Below are 17,305 nucleotides of genomic sequence, written 5' to 3' on the forward strand. Positions count from 1 at the left end.
TTCAGGGATAACATGAAATTCACTCCGTTGTGAAAAGATGATATACTACTAATTCTACAAAAAATTCAGTCAATATTGTGCACCTAAGCGGTCAATATAGGTACCCCAAAATACAGAGGGTGTCCGCATATAATAAAAGAAAGCGGTTACACATACGGGGGTGGTGAAGGATGGAGACGAACGTGAATCCGGCGACGTCGCAAAATCCTAGAACGAAGACGAGAATAGTAGAAGGAGTGCCAAGGCGGAAAGTGAAGTGGAAAAATATATTAACGTACGCTGCCTTTGTCGGGCCGGCATTGATATTCTTCCTTGTGGTCCAGATCATCCCGTTCCTGATGGGGGTCTACTATTCTTTTACTTCCTGGAATGGCGTAAGTTCGGTTGTGGAATGGGTCGGGCTTGCGAACTATAAAAAGATTTTCACGAACGATGATGCATTCTTCAACTCATTCATGTTCACAACCAAATTCATGTTTGCTGCTGTGATCATCAGCAATCTTATCGGATTTGGTTTCGCACTTTTACTCAATGCGGCGCTGAAAACCCGCAATATATTAAGAACGGTCTTTTTCCTCCCAAATGTCATCGGGGGCTTGTTGCTCGGTTTTATCTGGCAGTTCATTTTTGTCAAAGGCTTCGCGTCTGTCGGGGCGATGACGGGCATTCCTTTTTTCCAGCTTCCATGGCTTGGGGATGAAAAGACGGCATTCTGGGGCATTGTCATCGTGTTTGCCTGGCAGATAAGCGGCTATATGATGGTCATCTATGTGGCGGCATTACAGGGAGTGGACAATTCCTTGCTTGAAGCGGCAAGGATTGATGGCGCTTCCAACTTTACCTTGGTTACAAAAATCATCATTCCATTGATTTTACCGGCGTTTACGATTTGCTTCTTCCTAACGATCTCGATGGCTTTCAAGATTTTCGACCTGAATCTCTCTCTGACAGGCGGCGGGCCGTTCAACTCGACACAGTCGGTTGCCATCAACATCTATCAGGAGGCATTCCAATATAACAGATACGGGCTGGGTACAGCGAAGTCCATTATATTCTTTGTAGTCGTCGCCATCTTTACGACGGTACAGGTAATGGCAACGAAGAAAAGGGAGGTGGAGGCATAATGGATCAAAAGTATACGAAAAGGACGTTCCTTTTGGAAATCATCGGGATTACACTCGGTCTCATTTTCCTCATCCCCTTTTACTTTGTCCTGATCAATTCGGTGAAAAGCTTCAGTGAAATCCTGATAGATGCAGCTGCACTGCCGCAGGAGATCCTATTCTCCAACTATGCGAAGGTGTGGGAAATCATCAAGTTTCCGAAAGCATTCTGGAACTCCCTTATCATCACGGTATTCAGTAATATCGGGATTGTGCTGCTCAGCTCGATGGCAGCCTGGAAAATGGTTCGGACACCAGGTAAGTTCAGTAAAATACTGTTCGTCCTGATTGTATCTGCCATGGTCATCCCGTTCCAGACGGTAATGATCCCATTGATGAAGCTTGGTGGGACACTTGGCATGATCAACAGCCTGCCGGGGATCATCATGATGTACTTCGGATTTGGCGTACCACTTTCCCTTTTTCTCTATCACGGCTTTGTCAAAACAGTGCCGCTTGAGATCGAGGAGGCGGCAAGGATCGATGGATGCAGCCAGTTCGGCGTGTTCTGGAGAATTGTATTTCCACTGTTGAAGCCGATTACCGTGACAGTCATCATCTTGAATACACTCTGGATCTGGAATGACTACCTGCTTCCGCTGCTAGTGTTGCAGGACGGGGATCTGCGAACGATTCCACTAGCGACAAGCACATTCTTTGCGCAGTATACAAAGCAGTGGGACATGGGATTGGCGGCACTTGTTCTTGGTATCGCGCCGATCATTGTTTTCTTCCTATTTTTACAAAGGCATATCATCAAGGGGATTGCCGCTGGATCTGTTAAGTAAATCAAAGAGTCTGGCTTTACAGATTCCAAGATTTATATAAAAATTAATCTAACTTTCAAGGGGGGCAATAAAATGAAACGCTTTTTTATGCTATTACTATCATTAACACTGGTAGCTGGGATTTTTGCCGGATGCTCGAGCAATAATTCCTCAGGGGACGACAAGGAAAATTCAGGCGATCAGGTTACGTTGAACTTCTTCCAGTTCAAGGTGGAGATTGCCGATCAGCTAGCGGAAATGATCAAGGAATTCGAAGCAGAGCATCCGAATATCAAAATCAAGCTTGAAACAGTTGGTGGCGGTGCGGATTATGGTGCTGCATTAAAAGCAAAATTTGCATCTGGTGAAGAGCCGGATATTTTCAACAATGGTGGTTTCAAGGAGCTCGAGCTTTGGAAAGAGAAGCTGGCAGATCTATCTGAAGAGCCTTGGGCTGAGCACGTTCTTCCTATCGGAAAAGTACCAATGACAGATCCGGAAGATGGCAAGCTTTACGGGATGCCGGTCAACCTTGAAGGCTATGGATTCATCTACAACAAAGACCTTTTTGAAGAAGCGGGAATTACAGAGCCTCCGACAACGATTTCCGAATTGAAGGATGCTTCTGAAAAACTGAAAGCAAAAGGCATCACACCATTCTCAGCAGGATATGGCGAGTGGTGGGTAATCGGGCAGCATCTATTGAACATCCCATTTGCACAGCAAGATGATCCGGAAGCATTTATTGCAGGCTTGTATGATGGATCTGAAAAAATTGTTGGTAACGAAGAGTTCAAAAATTTCAAGGAAGTATTGGATACAGAAATCAAGTTCGGAAACAGTAATCCATTAACAACGGATTACAATACACAGGTAACACAATTCGCTTCCGGCCAGACTGCGATGCTGCAGCAAGGAAACTGGACGGAAAACATGATCTATGAAGTGAACCCTGACATGAACATGGGCTTCCTTCCAATCAGCATCAGTGACGATGCGGATGCTAACCGTCTTCCTGTTGGTGTACCGAACAACTGGGTACTGAATAAGAACTCCGAGCACCTGGAAGAAGCGAAAACATTCTTGAATTGGATGGTTTCCTCTGAAACTGGCAAAAAATATATCACGGAAGAGTTCGCATTCATCCCGGCATTTGATAACATCGAGCCAGCTGGCCTTGGCGACCTTGGCCAAAACATCCTGGAATACTCCAAAAACGAGCAGACGATCCCTTGGACATGGTTCATGTGGCCGGATGGGGCAAACAAGGAATTTGCTGCAAGCATCCAGGAATACGCTGCCGGCAAAATCGACTATGACACACTCCTCGAGCGCTTCCAAAGCTCTTGGGATAATTTAAAATAATTCAGCGGAAGGCATGTCTATTCATAGGCATGCTTTCTGTTTATACTTAAAAAAAGGCATAGTTATTGTCTAGAGTTGATTTAATAAGAATCTAGCTGTTGATTGGAGCAAAAGGCGGAGACTCCTGTGGGAGATGGCGTTTAGTGGAGACCCCACAGGCGAAGCCGAGGAGGCTCCATTAACGCCCCGTGGAAAGCGTAGCCTTTTGCGGAAATCAACAGCGGTGTATTACAGACCATTCAAGAAAAGAAACGCTTTTTCACCGGGGGTAGGCCATGATCAGAAAAAGTATCCGCAATAAGCTTATCGTACTGCTTCTATTGATAACGGTTCTGCCGTTCGGTACATCGATTATCATCACGTATTACCACACAAAAGAAGCATTCAAGGATCTTGTCGTCCAGGAAAATAGTAATCTCCTTTATCAGGGGAAGATCAATCTGGAAACCTATTTGGAGGAGCTTAATAGTTTGACACTTTCCTTGTATAATAATCCTGATTTCATCAACTACATGAGGTCTCCTGATAAGGAAGATAACTATATGACACTCGGGATTGTGAAGAACGTCCTGCAGACGATCCTGTATGCGGAGGATAATATCAGGAGGGTACATATTTCCTTTGCCGAGGAGGAGCGGAGCATCACGGCGTCCAAGCGCTCGACGGTCGTATTTTCCACCAGACTCAACAGCAGGCTGTATGAGGACGCCTATAAAAATGCCCAGCTGAATCCGTACAATATGTTTATTGATACAACGGAAGCGCAGCAGGGGAGAAATGTGCTGTATCTGCATCGCGCCCTCCGGAATGTGCCATCCGAAGAGGTGCTGGCCTTCATTACGGTAGAGGTGTCGACGGAGCGGGTACTGGAGCTGAGCGAGAACCTTTACAACAAGGAGACCGAGGAATTCTTTATTTTAGCGAGGACCGGGGAACTGATCTACAGCTCGAATGAAGAAGTGTTTGCCAAGCAAGCGGAGCAGAAGTGGATCGGCGCGGTGATGGAGTCCGACAAGGAGCGGGGGACGATGGAATGGAAGAATGACTCCTTCCACGGGATGATGATGTATGAACAGACACCTGCAGCGGTTGGTGGCTGGATACTTGTCAAACGCGTCCCGTATACCACCCTTTATGAAAATGCCTTTACCGTAACGAAAATCAATATCCTGTTCGGGGTCCTGGGATTAAGTCTCGTCATTCTAGCCACCTTGTTCGTATCCTTTAAAATCACTTCGCCGATACGGGTGCTGCTCCAGAACATCCAGCAGGTGAAGGAAGGGAATATGAAGGTGCAGTTCGAGTCATTGGGACACGATGAAATCGGGATACTTGGCAGCAGGTTCAAGCAGATGATGGAGAAGATCGATCACCTCATCAACCGGGAGTACAAGCTTGAAATCGAGAATAAAAATAATCAGTTGAAGGTACTGCAATCGCAGTTGAATCCCCATTTTCTCTACAATGCCCTTCAGTCGATCGGTACGGTTGCCCTGAAAAATAAGGTACCTCAGATCTATACACTGGTGACTCATCTATCCAAGATCATGCGCTATGGGATGAATATGGAGGAGGACATGGTACCTCTGAAAAAAGAGATCAACTATATCAAGGCATTTCTTTTATTGCAGAAAGAGCGATTTGGCGACCATCTTGATTACCGGATCGATGTAGAGGAAGATGCCCTACAGGTACAGGTTCCGAAGATGATCCTTCAGCCGATTATTGAAAACTACTTTAAGCATGGATTTGATATAAGAGAAGGAGTAGGGAGAATAACGGTTGAGGGAAAAGTGGAGGAAGCCATGCTTATTTTGGAAGTCGTGGACAATGGAGTCGGCGTGACAGATGAACGCCTGCAGGAGATTTATCGTCATTTTCAAGCAGGAAATAGAGAGGAAAGGGAAGAAATAACGAATATCGGCTTAAAAAATATCTATGCCCGTCTGCAGTTGTATTATGACGGGAGGGCGAATCTGCAGCTTGTCAACCATCATGAGGGAGGCTTGGTCGTATGCTTGAGACTGCCATTGGAAATGGAAGGTGTAAAGGATGAAGGCAATCATCATTGACGATGAGAAGCATGTCCGGGAAGGATTGCTTCTCCTGGCGGATTGGAAGGAACACGGAATCGATACCATCCTCGAGGCCCAGGACGGGGAGGAGGCCACCGAGCTGATTACCCAGCACAGGCCGGAGATTATCTTCACCGACATGAGGATGCCCAAAAAGGATGGAATCAGCCTGCTAAAATGGCTAGCATCCATAGATCTGAACTGTATGACAATCGTGGTGAGCGGCTATGATGACTATGAGTTTATGCGTAATGCGATTACGTATAAAAGCTTCGATTACATTTTGAAGCCGATTGATCCGGATATTTTAAATGAAACCCTGGAGCGGGCGGTGAAAAAGTGGAAGGAGGAGGCCTTGGTCAGGAGGTCCTCCGGCGATATGGAGTTCCTTGCTGTTTCATCTGAAACGAAAAGCATGAGACAAATAGAAGAATACTTGCGTGCCAATTACCAGCAGGATGTCACGCTACAGGAGATTGCGGACCGCTTCTTTCTAAGCAGGGAGCATATATCCCGCAAATTTAAGCAGGAGTACAATGAAACCATCACCGATTATGTAACAAGAATCCGGATGGAAAAAGCAAAGGAATTCTTGGCAAAGCCGCATGTCAAAATCTATGAGGTGGCCTACCATGTTGGCTATCAGAATGAGAAATACTTCAGTAAGGTGTTTAAGAAGTTTACTAGAATGACTCCCAATGAATACAGGAGTACAATGGCGAAATAGAAAAAAAGATGGGGTGCTAGGTTATGGAAAAGCTACGTATGGGAATTATCGGAGTGGGTGGAATTGCGCAGGGGCGTCATATTCCTACTTTCTTGAAATTGGCGGACAAAGTGGTGATCGAAGCGATCAGTGATGTGAATGAAGCAACGGCAAATCTTGTTGCTGAGAAGTTCGGCATCGAGAAAGTGTTTCCTCATTATGCAGACATGTTTTCAGAAGTCGACGCGGTAACGATTTGTACACCGAATAAGTTCCACGCGGAAATCACGATTGCAGCGTTGGAAGCAGGGCTTCATGTATTTTGCGAAAAGCCGATGGCTATGACACCGGATGAATGCGAAAGCATGATCCAGGCGGCAGAAAAATCGGGCAAGCAGCTGGCGATTGCCTACCATTACCGCTTTATGAAAGAATCGATTGCTGCGAAGCGCTTAGTCGATGAAAAGGAAATCGGAAAGCCGATAGTCGCCCGTGCAAGAGGGATGCGCCGCCGTAAAGTTCCTGGGTGGGGCGTATTTACCAATAAAGAGCTGCAGGGCGGCGGAAGCCTGATCGACTACGGCTGCCACCTGCTGGATCTATCCTTATGGCTACTAGGCAATCCAAAGCCGGTGGAAGTGCTTGGCACCGCTTATAATGAACTGAGCAAGATCCCTGGCCAAGTAAACCAGTGGGGGAGCTTCAGCCACGAAACATTCGAAGTGGATGACCATGTTACAGCCTACATAAAATTCGAGGGCGGAGCATCGATGCTCTTTGAAACCTCCTGGTCAGCAAACGTAAAAGGTGATGAGGAAAGTGTCAGCATCTCAGGAATGGAGGGAGGAGTCGACCTGTTCCCATTCCATCTGAACCAGATGAAACACGGAATGCTCCTCAATACGGAAGCTGGCTGGGTACCTGGAGAGGACGACCCAAGCCTCCCACAAGCACTAAACTTCATCAACAGCTGCCTTGGCCTTGAAGAACTCATCGTCAAGCCACAGCAAGCCATGCAAACCTCCCAAATCATCGACGCCATCTACCGTAGTAGTGAGACGGGGACTAGCATTAAGTTGGGTTGATGGTGGAGTTGACATAACAATGGGGGTCTGGCCCCTGTTGTTATGTCGACTAGCAATTTGTGAGGGGCAGACCGGTTTTTATTAAAAATAGGTAATTTTGTTTTAGGTTTTTGCAAGCCTCCGCACCATAATGAAGTTTTTGGGTGGTGGGGCCATTTTTATGTTTTAATGAGGGGGAGGCTGCTCATTTAACCTATGAAAGTGGGGCGAGAAAACAGTAATCTAGCGAAAAACAATGTTAATCTGTCCAAAACGAGCAGTAATCGATCCACTTTCCGCCGGAATCGATCGGAAATCCCCTTGAATCGATCCAAGCCACCACATTATCTGTCCACTTTACAAAAATTAGAAATTATACAACGCCCGTCGAGCCAAACATCCGTCTCCCCAGCAACAACCTATACACAAAGAAAAAACAGCCTCCTGACACCACGCCAGAAGACTGCTTGCCTCTACCTATTCCATTTATCTACGATACGGCTTAAAAGGATCGTTCCCTTTATCATTTAAAAGACCTTTCTTCCTGTTCAGAGCGCTCGGCTTTCTTTCAGACGAGTAGTGCTCCTCCTCTTCCTCTTCCTCTTCCTCAAATAGCGAAGAATGCTGTGTTTCCCCAAGTGTTGCCTCGTCTCTGAACATTGGCTCCTCTTCCATGTACGAAGGATCATCACTGACATAATCATTGCCAGGCTCCAACTGTCCGGAAGGCATCGGCTCGTGGCCCTGCTCATAATCCATCAGATTCGGAGTATACTCCGCTTCGACTCTATCAGAAATAAGCGGGCCTTCCTCTTCAAGCAATCGGTCCTCGTGATTGAATTCATTTTGAGTGGATACAGGCTCTTGCTGCATATGACCCGTTTCATATCCAAGCACCTTATCCTGTGGAAATTCCGTTTCAGGAGTGACATCCTGTTCAGAAGAGAAATAACCTCGCTGCTGATGAGCATGAAGAGGGGGATTAGTCGTACTCCCTTGCTCTTCAAAAAGATCCCGCTCAAGTTTCACATCCTTCTCCAAGTGTCCCATTTCGGAAGAGTGCTTGTTTATCACACTGCTATCATAGTTGTCCTCTTCCGCATCTTTTTTCTCCATAGGAAACGGTTGCCCATGCTCATATAAGAGCTTGTCATAATCCTCTGTAGCCTCAATAGTGCTGTTATCAGCATCCTCGTTAGGAGTATGAGAATGTCCTTTTGCTGTGAAGAGAGGCTTTTCGTGATTTTCCTCTTGGATAGGATCGACTGAATCAGATGCTCGGTGCCCTTCGCCATGCATCCTGGGGTAAGGTGTCTCTGCCGCACGGTACTCCTCATCAAGCTGTTCCAACGCACCAGCTTCCTCATGACGTCCTTCATTCCAGGAATTCATCATCATTTCATCTAGTGGTCTATTAATATCAATATTGTCATCTGTCAAAGGCCTGTTGACACTCCAGGAGTTGGAGCTTTCTTCTGCAGGATTTTCCACAGGTTCGATAGGTTCCTTAATCGCTTCTTTTTCCCCAAACTGCAAGGCAGGCTCCTCCTCCGTACGATAACGATCTAGACGGCTATGGTCCTGTGAAACTGTTCTGTTCCCACTATCCGTTAAAATAAGGACTTTCCCAACCTTCACATCATACTCATAACGATATGCTTCCTCTCTCTCAATGCCCATCTCCATCAGGGATGAAGCGACACCATCTTCACGAGAGCCACGGAAGAAGGTTCTTTCAATTGAATTGGAAGCATGGAAAGGATCCATATTGGAGTGGTTCATCATTCCGCCACCATGGTGCTCATGAGAAGTAAGCTCATCAGAAGGGTTTTCCTGTAAAGGCTCCACCACACCACTCAGATCCCTGATAAGGAAGATTTCCTCGGAGCGATAGCCTTCCTCCTTCAACCAATTGATTTTATCCATCGCTTCCTGCTCTGTTAAATAAGAACCAATCATTTCTTTACGGTGTCCAGCCATCTATTCTTCCTCCTCAAGCTTGCTTTGATAATGATTACATACCCAGCAGCTTTATAAGGTTAAACCAACCCCAGAAATTATGGTTGAAATATTGTAACAACTGAATCAGTTTAAGGATATTTTTTCCTTGTAAAATAAAGGTATGGAAACTGAAGGGGGATTTTAATATGAAAAAGAGTAATATGATACTTTCTTCCAAGCATCTACCACTCCTGTTCTTTAGCGGCTACGCCCTCATTATTCTCGCAGTCATTTATTTCGCCAGTACGGCAAACATCATTATTGAAGGCAACTCAGAAAAATTCACTGAGACTTTTCAAGTAAACATGGAAGAAACTAAGAAAATACAAGAAGAGAAAGTGGCAAACAGAAAGCCCCTCTGGGATATTCCTGACCATATTGCAGCAACTGCCATGGTATTGGCTTCTATATTAGACATCGTAATCATCCTGCTCTGGGCAAGAAATGAAAATAAAAAGCGGGAAGCGGAAGAGGCTGGAATCATTCCTATTAAGAAGCGGTGGACAGACAGCAAGTGGTTCTGTAGCATTATTGCGATGGGAGTGGTGCAGCCGAGAGAAGGCCGGATCCGGATAAATTGGAGAAATATGCTTTTAGCGATAGCCTTCTTAACGGGTGTGAAATTCTTAGTGTTAGATCGCCTCTAAATAAGCAAACTCGCCAAAATCTGGTGAATTTCTAAACCTGATAAGGGCTTTTCACTGCAGGAACACAACCGCATTTAACCCTCTATCTTTTACCTCGAAGTTTGAGACATTCTCCTCAACGTCTTCAAGGCGTCGAACCTTTAGCGTATACGTATAATTTCCGGGAGGCAGCAAATCATCAGTACACGAGATGCCTACGGAAATCATCAGTGTTTTCACCTTGCCTTCCTTCCCAATCTGATTGGTTAAGGCAAACTTTTCTGTAGCGAGTAAAGTGGAGTTTCTCCATAAAGAGAACTCGCAAAGTATGCTGTATTCAGAAGATATTCCCGTTTCCATCTTCAGGTTCACCTTGGAGTCCAGCCATACTCTTTCCTTGGCTGAGTCGATGGTAACTTCCAGCATTAAGATTTCCACGAGGGAATCTAACGGGACATGTAAGGGTTCTTTTATTTGGTCAAAATATAATCGCGGCTCCTTACAGCCATAAGGAACATAGGAGCCGGAGCTTTTTATCCATTCGAAATATAAGGACACATATAAACCTCCTTATTTATTGAAATCTAGAGTTAATATATGTGACCCTTTGGAAAGTGCTTGTTCTCTTGTCTTCATTTATCAATTATTCTCTCCTGCACAAAATTTACATTATCATCCAGGTATTTGGGAAAATTAGTGATTTATTCCAAATCTATTGATAATATATTAGAAGAGTCTTATAAGAGGGGGAAAAAAATGAAGAAGAATAGGTTCGCAATCTTAATTATGAGTATATTACTGGTTTTTCCGCCTGCAATTTCAGCAGAACAATCCAGTACTAGTGGGTGCAAACAACCTTCCAATGGAGATATCGATAGAATGCTAACATCTGAAGCTCTTAAGCAGGATGTGCCACCAGAAATCGTAAAGGCAATCGCATTTGTGGAAGCTTTCGGTTGGATACACTGTGAGGATGGAGAGACCCTCATATCTGAAGATGGTGGAATAGGCATCATGCAGGTAACAGATCCGGAGAATGAATACAATCTGGATGAAGAGAGATTACATTCTGATATCGCTTATAATATTGCCTCGGGAGTTACCATTTTAAATGATAAATTTGGATATAGCGGTTCTGTTATTCCAGTGTTAAATGATGGAGACAGAGATAAATTGGAAAACTGGTACTTTGCTGTTATGGCCTATAATGGATTGGTCCAAAAGAACAGTCCAAGATTTCAAAATGATGGCTCAAGGAATACGAATACATATCAAGATAAAGTATTCCGTTGGGTCTATGAGAACAACTTGGATTTACCTTTAAATTTAGGTTTGGACGAGGTTAAACTTGAAGATTTAATTTATCGGGATAATGGAACGATCGGCTTTCGAAAGCTTTCGTATAAATTAGCTGGCCCTTTGCAGTCCACTCGCCAAAAGTTTGATAAAAATGATTTAGTCGTGTCAACGGCTGGAGCGAGCCTGAGAGAATTACCAATCAGTAAATCGAATCTAAAAGGGAAATTAGAGAGAGAAGTTGTCACCGTAGACGATACTTTTTCTTTTGATCAGTCCAATAACAATTATAATCACTTTGTTTGGTATCCTATAATAACTAAGAATCAATCAAACAGTGGCTTTGTTGCATCACCATACCTTGCTCCTTTTGGTAAAAGAATATCTGGGCCTGATCGATTTGAGACAGCTATAGAGATATCCAAGCAGGGATGGGATAAAGCAGATACAGTAATTTTAGCAAGGTCAGAAGATTTTCCAGATGCGCTGGCTGGTGCTCCTTTGGCATATAAGCTGGATGCACCGATCCTCTTGACAAAGCAAGCATCACTAAATGAAAAAACGAAAGCTAGAATAATAGAATTAGGTGCCCAAAAGGTGATTATCCTTGGAGGAAAAAGTGCCGTTTCAGAAAATGTGGAATCAAGCCTAAAGAAAGCAGGAGTTGCAATAGTAGACCGTATTGGTGGAGCTACCCGCTATGAAACAGCTAGATTAATAGCGGAAGAATTAGGTGGGAGTCCGGAGCAAGCCATTGTTGCTTACGGAAAGAATTTTCCCGATGCACTTGCTATTGCTCCGTATGCTGCCAAGAACGGCTATCCAATCTTATTAACTGATACAAACAGTTTAAACAGTTCAACATCCCAGGCAATTACAGATGCTAAAATTGGGAAAGCCATTGTAGTGGGAGGTACTGCTGCAGTTAGCGATAAAACATTTAGCCAGCTTCCAAAGGGCTCGATTAGAATTAGAGGTGCAAATCGTTATGTCACCTCAGTCGAAATTATCAAACAGTTGAATATGCCTACAGAAATAGTATATAATGCAACTGGTCAAAATTTTGCAGATGCGCTGACAGGCTCTGTTCTAGCTGCGAAAAACAATTCTTCAATCTTGCTTATTGATGATCAGGTTCGTCCCGAAATTACAAATCTAATACGTTCAAAGCAACTTGATACTTTTCATGTATTAGGTGGACGAGGTGCTGTAAGCGATAAAGCCGTGAATAATTTATTAAGATAGTTGTTTATATATATAAAGAGGTTCGACAATAGGAAAAATGTCAAACCTCTTTTTAAGATCTTATTCATACAGCTCTTTATAAATTATAGCCTTCAATGCCAATAGCTCTTCATCCGTCAATTTTTCCTCAAAGGTATCCGCAAGCTCCATCGCTTCCGCATCTGTCATTCCGTCGGCCGCTTTTGCCTGGATAGCCTGTATTTCCTGGAGGCTCAGCTTTTTCATCACTACCCTTGTCGCTTCCTCTCTCGTCTGAAACGGCAATTCCTCGAGGTTGGCGTCCGCACCTTCTGAAATATAAGCTTTCAAGGAGGGGGCGTTGTCTACATATTCCCGTGCCATAGCAATATTGTTGTCATCTAAATCCTGCTCCACATATTCAACAGCTCTATCCTCGATATACTTATTGATGAAGTAGTAGCATGCAGCCCCTATTGCACCAAGAATAATTACAGTTATAAGCAAACCTTTCATTAGCTTCATCTAATCACCTTCTCTCCCAATTACTATATAAAATAATAGAAAGCAGCGCAAATTTATCATTGCGCTGCTTGTTTTGGTTCTTCCTCCAGCCTTTCCTTTTTTGAAAGGGCAGGGAATTTTTCCTGTATGACTTCGATGAACGGTTCCACATATTGTGGGTCAAATTGACTTCCGCTACAGCGGCGAAGCTCTGCAAAAGCCTCACTAAAAGTTTTAGTAGGCTGATAAGGGCGCTCGGTAGTCATGGCATCAAACGAATCAATGAGACAGAGGATTCGGGCAAGCTTTGGAATGTTATTGCCTCGAAGGCCAGAAGGATATCCTTTTCCGTCAAAGCGTTCGTGATGCAACTCGACCAATGGGAGCAGCTCTTCGTACTTCTTCGTAGTGGAAACAATCTCTTTCCCCCAAAGTACGTGCTTTTTCATAATCTCCCACTCATGAGGATCAAGCTTTCCTTTTTTATTGATGATATCTCGTGGGATTTCCACTTTCCCGATATCGTGAATCAATGCACCAAGGATAAGCGTCTGTTTCTCATGATCGCTCAGCTCAAGCTTTTTGCTGAAGTCCATGGCATATTTAAATACTCGTTTGCTATGCTGATAGGTGTACACATCTTTAGGAAGGAAAATCTGCAATTGCTGTTCAAGATTCTCGATTTCCTTTACCAGATACAAGTTATTCTGATAAACATCCGCCTCTTCATAATAGATCTGAACATTGTTTTTCCCTTGGGCCTTCGCATAATAGAGCGCCTTATCCGCTTTATTCAAAAGCTCTGTAGAATTATAGGTCCCAGGCTCGTACTCTGTAATCCCGGCCGAGAAGGACAAGCATTTCAATGGTAGGTCGTCCGCACCTTTAAAGGGTGTATCGTTGAAGTCCTTGCGGATTTTATTCAAAAATACGCTGGCTTCATCCTTTGTAACATCTGGAAATAGAATGGCGAACTCCTCTCCACCGTATCGTGCAGGCGTATAAGGGGTCAGCTTGGTTTTATTGATTAAAAATTGCCCAATGAACCGTAACAACTCATCACCTTGCAGATGGCCGTTCTGATCATTGTATTTTTTGAAATCGTCGATATCTAATAATGCAATGCTAAAGGTTTCATTACTCCCAAGGCTTTTATAGGTTTCGTCTAATTTAAGTTTAAAATAACCGTGATTAAAAAGGTTGGTCAGGAAGTCTTTGTTTGCTCTTTCCTCAGACTCTTTAAATAGTTCAAAGAATTTCTGAAAAGCAAAGGATAATAGAACAGACAGAATAGTAAAAAGGAATAGACCAAAAAATTGCTCTTCTTTTAAAAGAATTGTAAGAATTATAGATAATACAAGTGTGCTACCATAACTTATTAAAGATTCAATAACGACGCCCTTAGAAAAATAAGAGTGAAGTGTTTCTTTAATGGATTGAGATTGTGAAAGAATAAAATACATCCAAATCAATAAGACATTAAGTAAAAAATAAACAGTTAAAGATACAGTGAAAGGGAGCATAGAGGTGCTTTCACTACTCTGAATACCACCTGACCATAAGAAGCTGTAATGAGCAGAGATAATCATAATGGAATAGATGGAGAAATTAAAAAAATGTTTCCACCAAACAATATGTCTGTTCCATATGGAAAAAATAATGTTACATAGGAATAATAAGTGGAGGGTAGTTTCTACTCCATAAAGAAATAAAACCGCTAAGTAAATAGCAGAATCCATGGATATGGAATTTCCTTTTGGAGGCAATGGAATAATGAAATGGTATAAAAGTAAAAGTGCACCAACTAATGAATAAAACATTACCCACTCAGGTAAGGAGTATATAGGGAAGTCGGCATGTAAAATAAATATGCCAAAGCCTAATGCCGAAACGACAATGAGGTAAATACTTGAAATTCTATTGAATATGTTTCCACTTTCCACTAAAATCACACTCTTTTTTTAATTAATAAAGAGGAATAATCAACGATCGTTCCTCTTTATGTTTATTATATAAGTCTAAAGCCTGATGTTAAAGCTACAATTACAGAACCAATCACAAAAAGGTTAATGATTGCAGTTTTTGTACGTGCGTTCATTTTGTCACCTCCCTTCAACTAGCACAATGGGAATCAGTTTGTTGTGGTTACTTGAGGAGTGGGATTCTTAGCTATTTTCCCTAGCATTAAGTATTGGATGAAGAAGAAAACGCCTATATTCATAATTACATCGCCAATGCTGATAATTTGTTCACGGGGGTACGGTGCAGATAATGGAATGATATCTCCTAGAAATGCTAGTCTGGTAGATTCTGTGATTGCTGCATGTTTTCCATAAAGACCGGTTTTTAAAGCTTCTATAAAGCTGGGGTCAAGTACTGAGCTGGCTTCTAATGAAACCGGCATTCTTCCACCATTGAATGCCATAACAAGGAAATTTAATAATACTCCAATAAAGATGATGAAAAATCCAGGGTGATGGCGGTTCAGCCAAAGAAAATACAAACCTACAATATAAACCAGTATGAAAATAGTATTACTGTACAATCCAAGCGCGGGAACTTTGTTCTGCAAGATATAAACAGCAATTTGAATCATCAATAATACAGGAAAGACCCAAGCCTGTTTTAATTTCATATCTGCTAACCCTTTGAAATTTCCACCTCGAAAAAGACCTACAATTAAAGCGATAATAATCCCATCATATACCATATTAATCCTCCGAATATTGGAATTATGTGAAGAGGTGTTCGTCTAAAATACAATATCATCTAATTTCTAACAAAAAAATTCATAATTTTCAAGTTTTTCACAAAAGATAGTAATATTTTACGAGTTAATTTCAAATATCTTGAAGGAATTTGTAATCTATAAACATATTATCGGTAAGAATAGCTGAAAATGAAGAAAAACTCTTCAAAACTGGTTTAAATAAATTGCTATGAGGTATTCAACAAACATAAGTAAAAATTAAATTGAACTAAGATTATTAAAAATATACAAAAAATCACAAATTTTTATTGCCATTTTTTAGAAATCTAGTAAAATTGTTTTATAATTTGTAAATAGACAGGCGGTGAATAAAAATCAAATGAACGATTATTTTAAAAATATCGAAAGCCAGGATGAAATCATCAAGGTTCTACAGTATGCCTATCAGCAAGGGATGGAACGTGAGAACATCTCCATGATTGAGCTTGTTAATGAAATGAGAGAAAAGCTGCAAATGCTTATCAAATAAATAGATTCGTAATTTGGGAGAACACCGCTTAGGATAGCGGTGTTTTTCCGTTTTTTACAAATGTCCAAGATCTACACCAATCCTTAATCTATGATAAAATGAGAAACGTTGTGTTTAATGGCAGATGCCTATACAACTTAGAATCTACTAAAAGTGTAAGGTGATTGGATGATTGGAAGAAACGACCCGTGTCCTTGCGGAAGCGGAAGAAAGTATAAGAAGTGTTGTGAAAAAGAGCAGGAAGCAAGTTTTGAGAAAGTGCTGGAGTCGGAACTGATGGCACTTCAGATTGATATCATGCGTTATGCATACGATAAATATGCCTGTGAGTTGGAAGAGGCAGCGAGCAAGCATGTACATAAATTCGAACTGGATCAGGATAAAAAAGAAGCCTACCAGGAAATTGTCCACCTTTGGTATATGTTCACAGTCGTGCGTGAGAGCGGACAGACCATTGTGCAGGAATTTGTAAAAGGAAACGAGCATAAATTCTCTCGTCCTCAAGTGAAGGAGTGGGCGGAGAGCTGGCAGACAGCCCAGCCTTCTGTATATAAGGTATCCAATGTTCGTAGTGCCCAATACACGATGGAAGACTGTTTTACAAGCGAGAAAGTCAAAGTCAAATTCATTGAACGAGAAGAAGGCCTAAGCAAGAACGAGCTGGTTGTGGGGATGTTTGTACCGTTTCAAGATGCACAGGTCGTCTTCATGTCCACGTTCGAAAGAGGGACGTTGGAGGCTATCCGCATTGAGGAAAAGCTGCAGCTTCTTCTTGAAAAGGAAAACTTGTCTAAAGAACAAGTCTGTTCCATGTTCCCGACACTGGCTGGGCATGTCATCGAATTTGAATTATCAGAAGAGGATGTACAGGAACTGCCTGTACAAAATGAAGCCCAGGAAAAGGTGTTGGAGCTTTTTGTGGAGGCGGCTGAAAAGCGCAGATACCCAAAAAGATTTCAGGAATTCGCCCATATGCTCTGGTCCGTCTATTGCATGAAGGAGAGTCCTGCTATCCGGAATGAACCGAACTATGCCGCGGCCTTAATCTATTTCCTGGATGTGCAATTCATGCAGGAGCAGGTCGAAACGCAAAAGTCGTTATCCGAGGAATTCGGCATTTCCCCTGGAAGTGTTTCCTCCACATACCGCAAACTCGATGAGGTTCTACAGCCTGTCATCCAGACTTTCCAACAGGATATCGAAGCTGCATTGCAATAAAATCTGTGAAGAAGCTCTGATTTTACCATAAGGTAGATTCAGAGCTTTTTTCTTTGCGCTGCTACATATTTCCACCAT

Annotated in this window: 15 protein-coding genes; 10 read left to right on the forward strand and 5 right to left on the reverse strand. The window is 42.7% G+C overall.

What is annotated here, in order from left to right:
• The first annotated feature begins 170 nt into the window (after positions 1-170).
• The 6 genes from ABN702_RS22675 (at position 171) to ABN702_RS22700 (ending at position 7,161) form a co-directional block, all read left to right on the forward strand.
• Positions 171-1,124 (forward strand): carbohydrate ABC transporter permease, encoded by a 954-nt coding sequence (locus tag ABN702_RS22675; RefSeq protein WP_204412708.1) that lies wholly within the window; start codon positions 171-173, stop codon positions 1,122-1,124.
• Positions 1,124-1,951 carry a carbohydrate ABC transporter permease gene (locus ABN702_RS22680; RefSeq protein WP_417898832.1) on the forward strand — a complete coding sequence of 276 codons (828 nt, stop codon included), beginning with the start codon at positions 1,124-1,126 and terminating at the stop codon, positions 1,949-1,951. The genes ABN702_RS22675 and ABN702_RS22680 overlap by 1 nt, the downstream gene beginning before the upstream one ends.
• Before the next feature lie 72 nt (positions 1,952-2,023).
• A complete protein-coding gene (locus tag ABN702_RS22685) occupies positions 2,024-3,295 on the forward strand; it encodes an ABC transporter substrate-binding protein (protein ID WP_417898833.1) in 1,272 nt (423 codons plus the stop codon).
• A 275-nt stretch (positions 3,296-3,570) separates the two neighbouring features.
• Positions 3,571-5,367, forward strand: a complete 1,797-nt coding sequence (locus ABN702_RS22690; RefSeq protein ID WP_417898834.1) for a cache domain-containing sensor histidine kinase — start codon at positions 3,571-3,573, stop codon at positions 5,365-5,367.
• Positions 5,348-6,097 (forward strand): response regulator transcription factor, encoded by a 750-nt coding sequence (locus tag ABN702_RS22695; RefSeq protein WP_417898835.1) that lies wholly within the window; start codon positions 5,348-5,350, stop codon positions 6,095-6,097. The genes ABN702_RS22690 and ABN702_RS22695 overlap by 20 nt, the downstream gene beginning before the upstream one ends.
• A 23-nt stretch (positions 6,098-6,120) precedes the next feature.
• Complete coding sequence (locus ABN702_RS22700) at positions 6,121-7,161, forward strand: Gfo/Idh/MocA family protein (protein WP_417898836.1); 1,041 nt, start codon at positions 6,121-6,123, stop codon at positions 7,159-7,161.
• 465 nt (positions 7,162-7,626) lie between these two features.
• On the opposite strand, the gene ABN702_RS22705 is transcribed toward ABN702_RS22700, so the two are convergent.
• Complete coding sequence (locus ABN702_RS22705; RefSeq protein ID WP_417898837.1) at positions 7,627-9,120, reverse strand: hypothetical protein; 1,494 nt, start codon at positions 9,118-9,120, stop codon at positions 7,627-7,629.
• Between the two features lie 167 nt (positions 9,121-9,287).
• Here ABN702_RS22705 and ABN702_RS22710 point away from each other — a divergent pair, with 167 nt between their 5' ends.
• Positions 9,288-9,788 carry a hypothetical protein gene (locus ABN702_RS22710; protein WP_417898838.1) on the forward strand — a complete coding sequence of 167 codons (501 nt, stop codon included), beginning with the start codon at positions 9,288-9,290 and terminating at the stop codon, positions 9,786-9,788.
• A gap of 51 nt (positions 9,789-9,839) precedes the next feature.
• Here the strand turns inward: ABN702_RS22710 and ABN702_RS22715 are convergent, their stop codons facing one another.
• Positions 9,840-10,325, reverse strand: a complete 486-nt coding sequence (locus ABN702_RS22715; protein WP_417898839.1) for a hypothetical protein — start codon at positions 10,323-10,325, stop codon at positions 9,840-9,842.
• A 198-nt stretch (positions 10,326-10,523) separates the two neighbouring features.
• Here ABN702_RS22715 and ABN702_RS22720 point away from each other — a divergent pair, with 198 nt between their 5' ends.
• A complete protein-coding gene (locus ABN702_RS22720) occupies positions 10,524-12,308 on the forward strand; it encodes a cell wall-binding repeat-containing protein (RefSeq protein WP_417898840.1) in 1,785 nt (594 codons plus the stop codon).
• A gap of 60 nt (positions 12,309-12,368) precedes the next feature.
• Here the strand turns inward: ABN702_RS22720 and ABN702_RS22725 are convergent, their stop codons facing one another.
• The 3 genes from ABN702_RS22725 to ABN702_RS22735 all read right to left on the reverse strand — a co-directional run bounded on the left by ABN702_RS22725 (position 12,369) and on the right by ABN702_RS22735 (position 15,480).
• On the reverse strand, positions 12,369-12,791 hold the full coding sequence (locus ABN702_RS22725) for a hypothetical protein (protein WP_417898841.1): 423 nt from the start codon (positions 12,789-12,791) through the stop codon (positions 12,369-12,371).
• Positions 12,792-12,847: 56 nt separating this feature from the next.
• Positions 12,848-14,509: an HD domain-containing phosphohydrolase gene (locus ABN702_RS22730; protein ID WP_417898842.1), complete on the reverse strand. Its 1,662-nt coding sequence runs from the start codon at positions 14,507-14,509 to the stop codon at positions 12,848-12,850.
• 392 nt (positions 14,510-14,901) lie between these two features.
• The gene (locus ABN702_RS22735; protein WP_417898843.1) at positions 14,902-15,480 is read right to left on the reverse strand and encodes a DUF5317 domain-containing protein; all 579 of its coding nucleotides are present in this window, start codon (positions 15,478-15,480) and stop codon (positions 14,902-14,904) included.
• 379 nt (positions 15,481-15,859) lie between these two features.
• Here ABN702_RS22735 and ABN702_RS22740 point away from each other — a divergent pair, with 379 nt between their 5' ends.
• Both ABN702_RS22740 and ABN702_RS22745 read left to right on the forward strand, forming a co-directional pair.
• Positions 15,860-16,009, forward strand: a complete 150-nt coding sequence (locus ABN702_RS22740; RefSeq protein ID WP_417898844.1) for a hypothetical protein — start codon at positions 15,860-15,862, stop codon at positions 16,007-16,009.
• 168 nt (positions 16,010-16,177) lie between these two features.
• Positions 16,178-17,227, forward strand: coding sequence for a YecA family protein (locus ABN702_RS22745; protein ID WP_417898845.1), 1,050 nt, complete (start codon positions 16,178-16,180; stop codon positions 17,225-17,227).
• Positions 17,228-17,305: the final 78 nt, after the last annotated feature.

It is taken from the genome of Bacillus haimaensis, assembly GCF_048270625.1.
Lineage (GTDB): Bacteria > Bacillota > Bacilli > Bacillales > Bacillaceae_I > Sutcliffiella_A > Sutcliffiella_A haimaensis.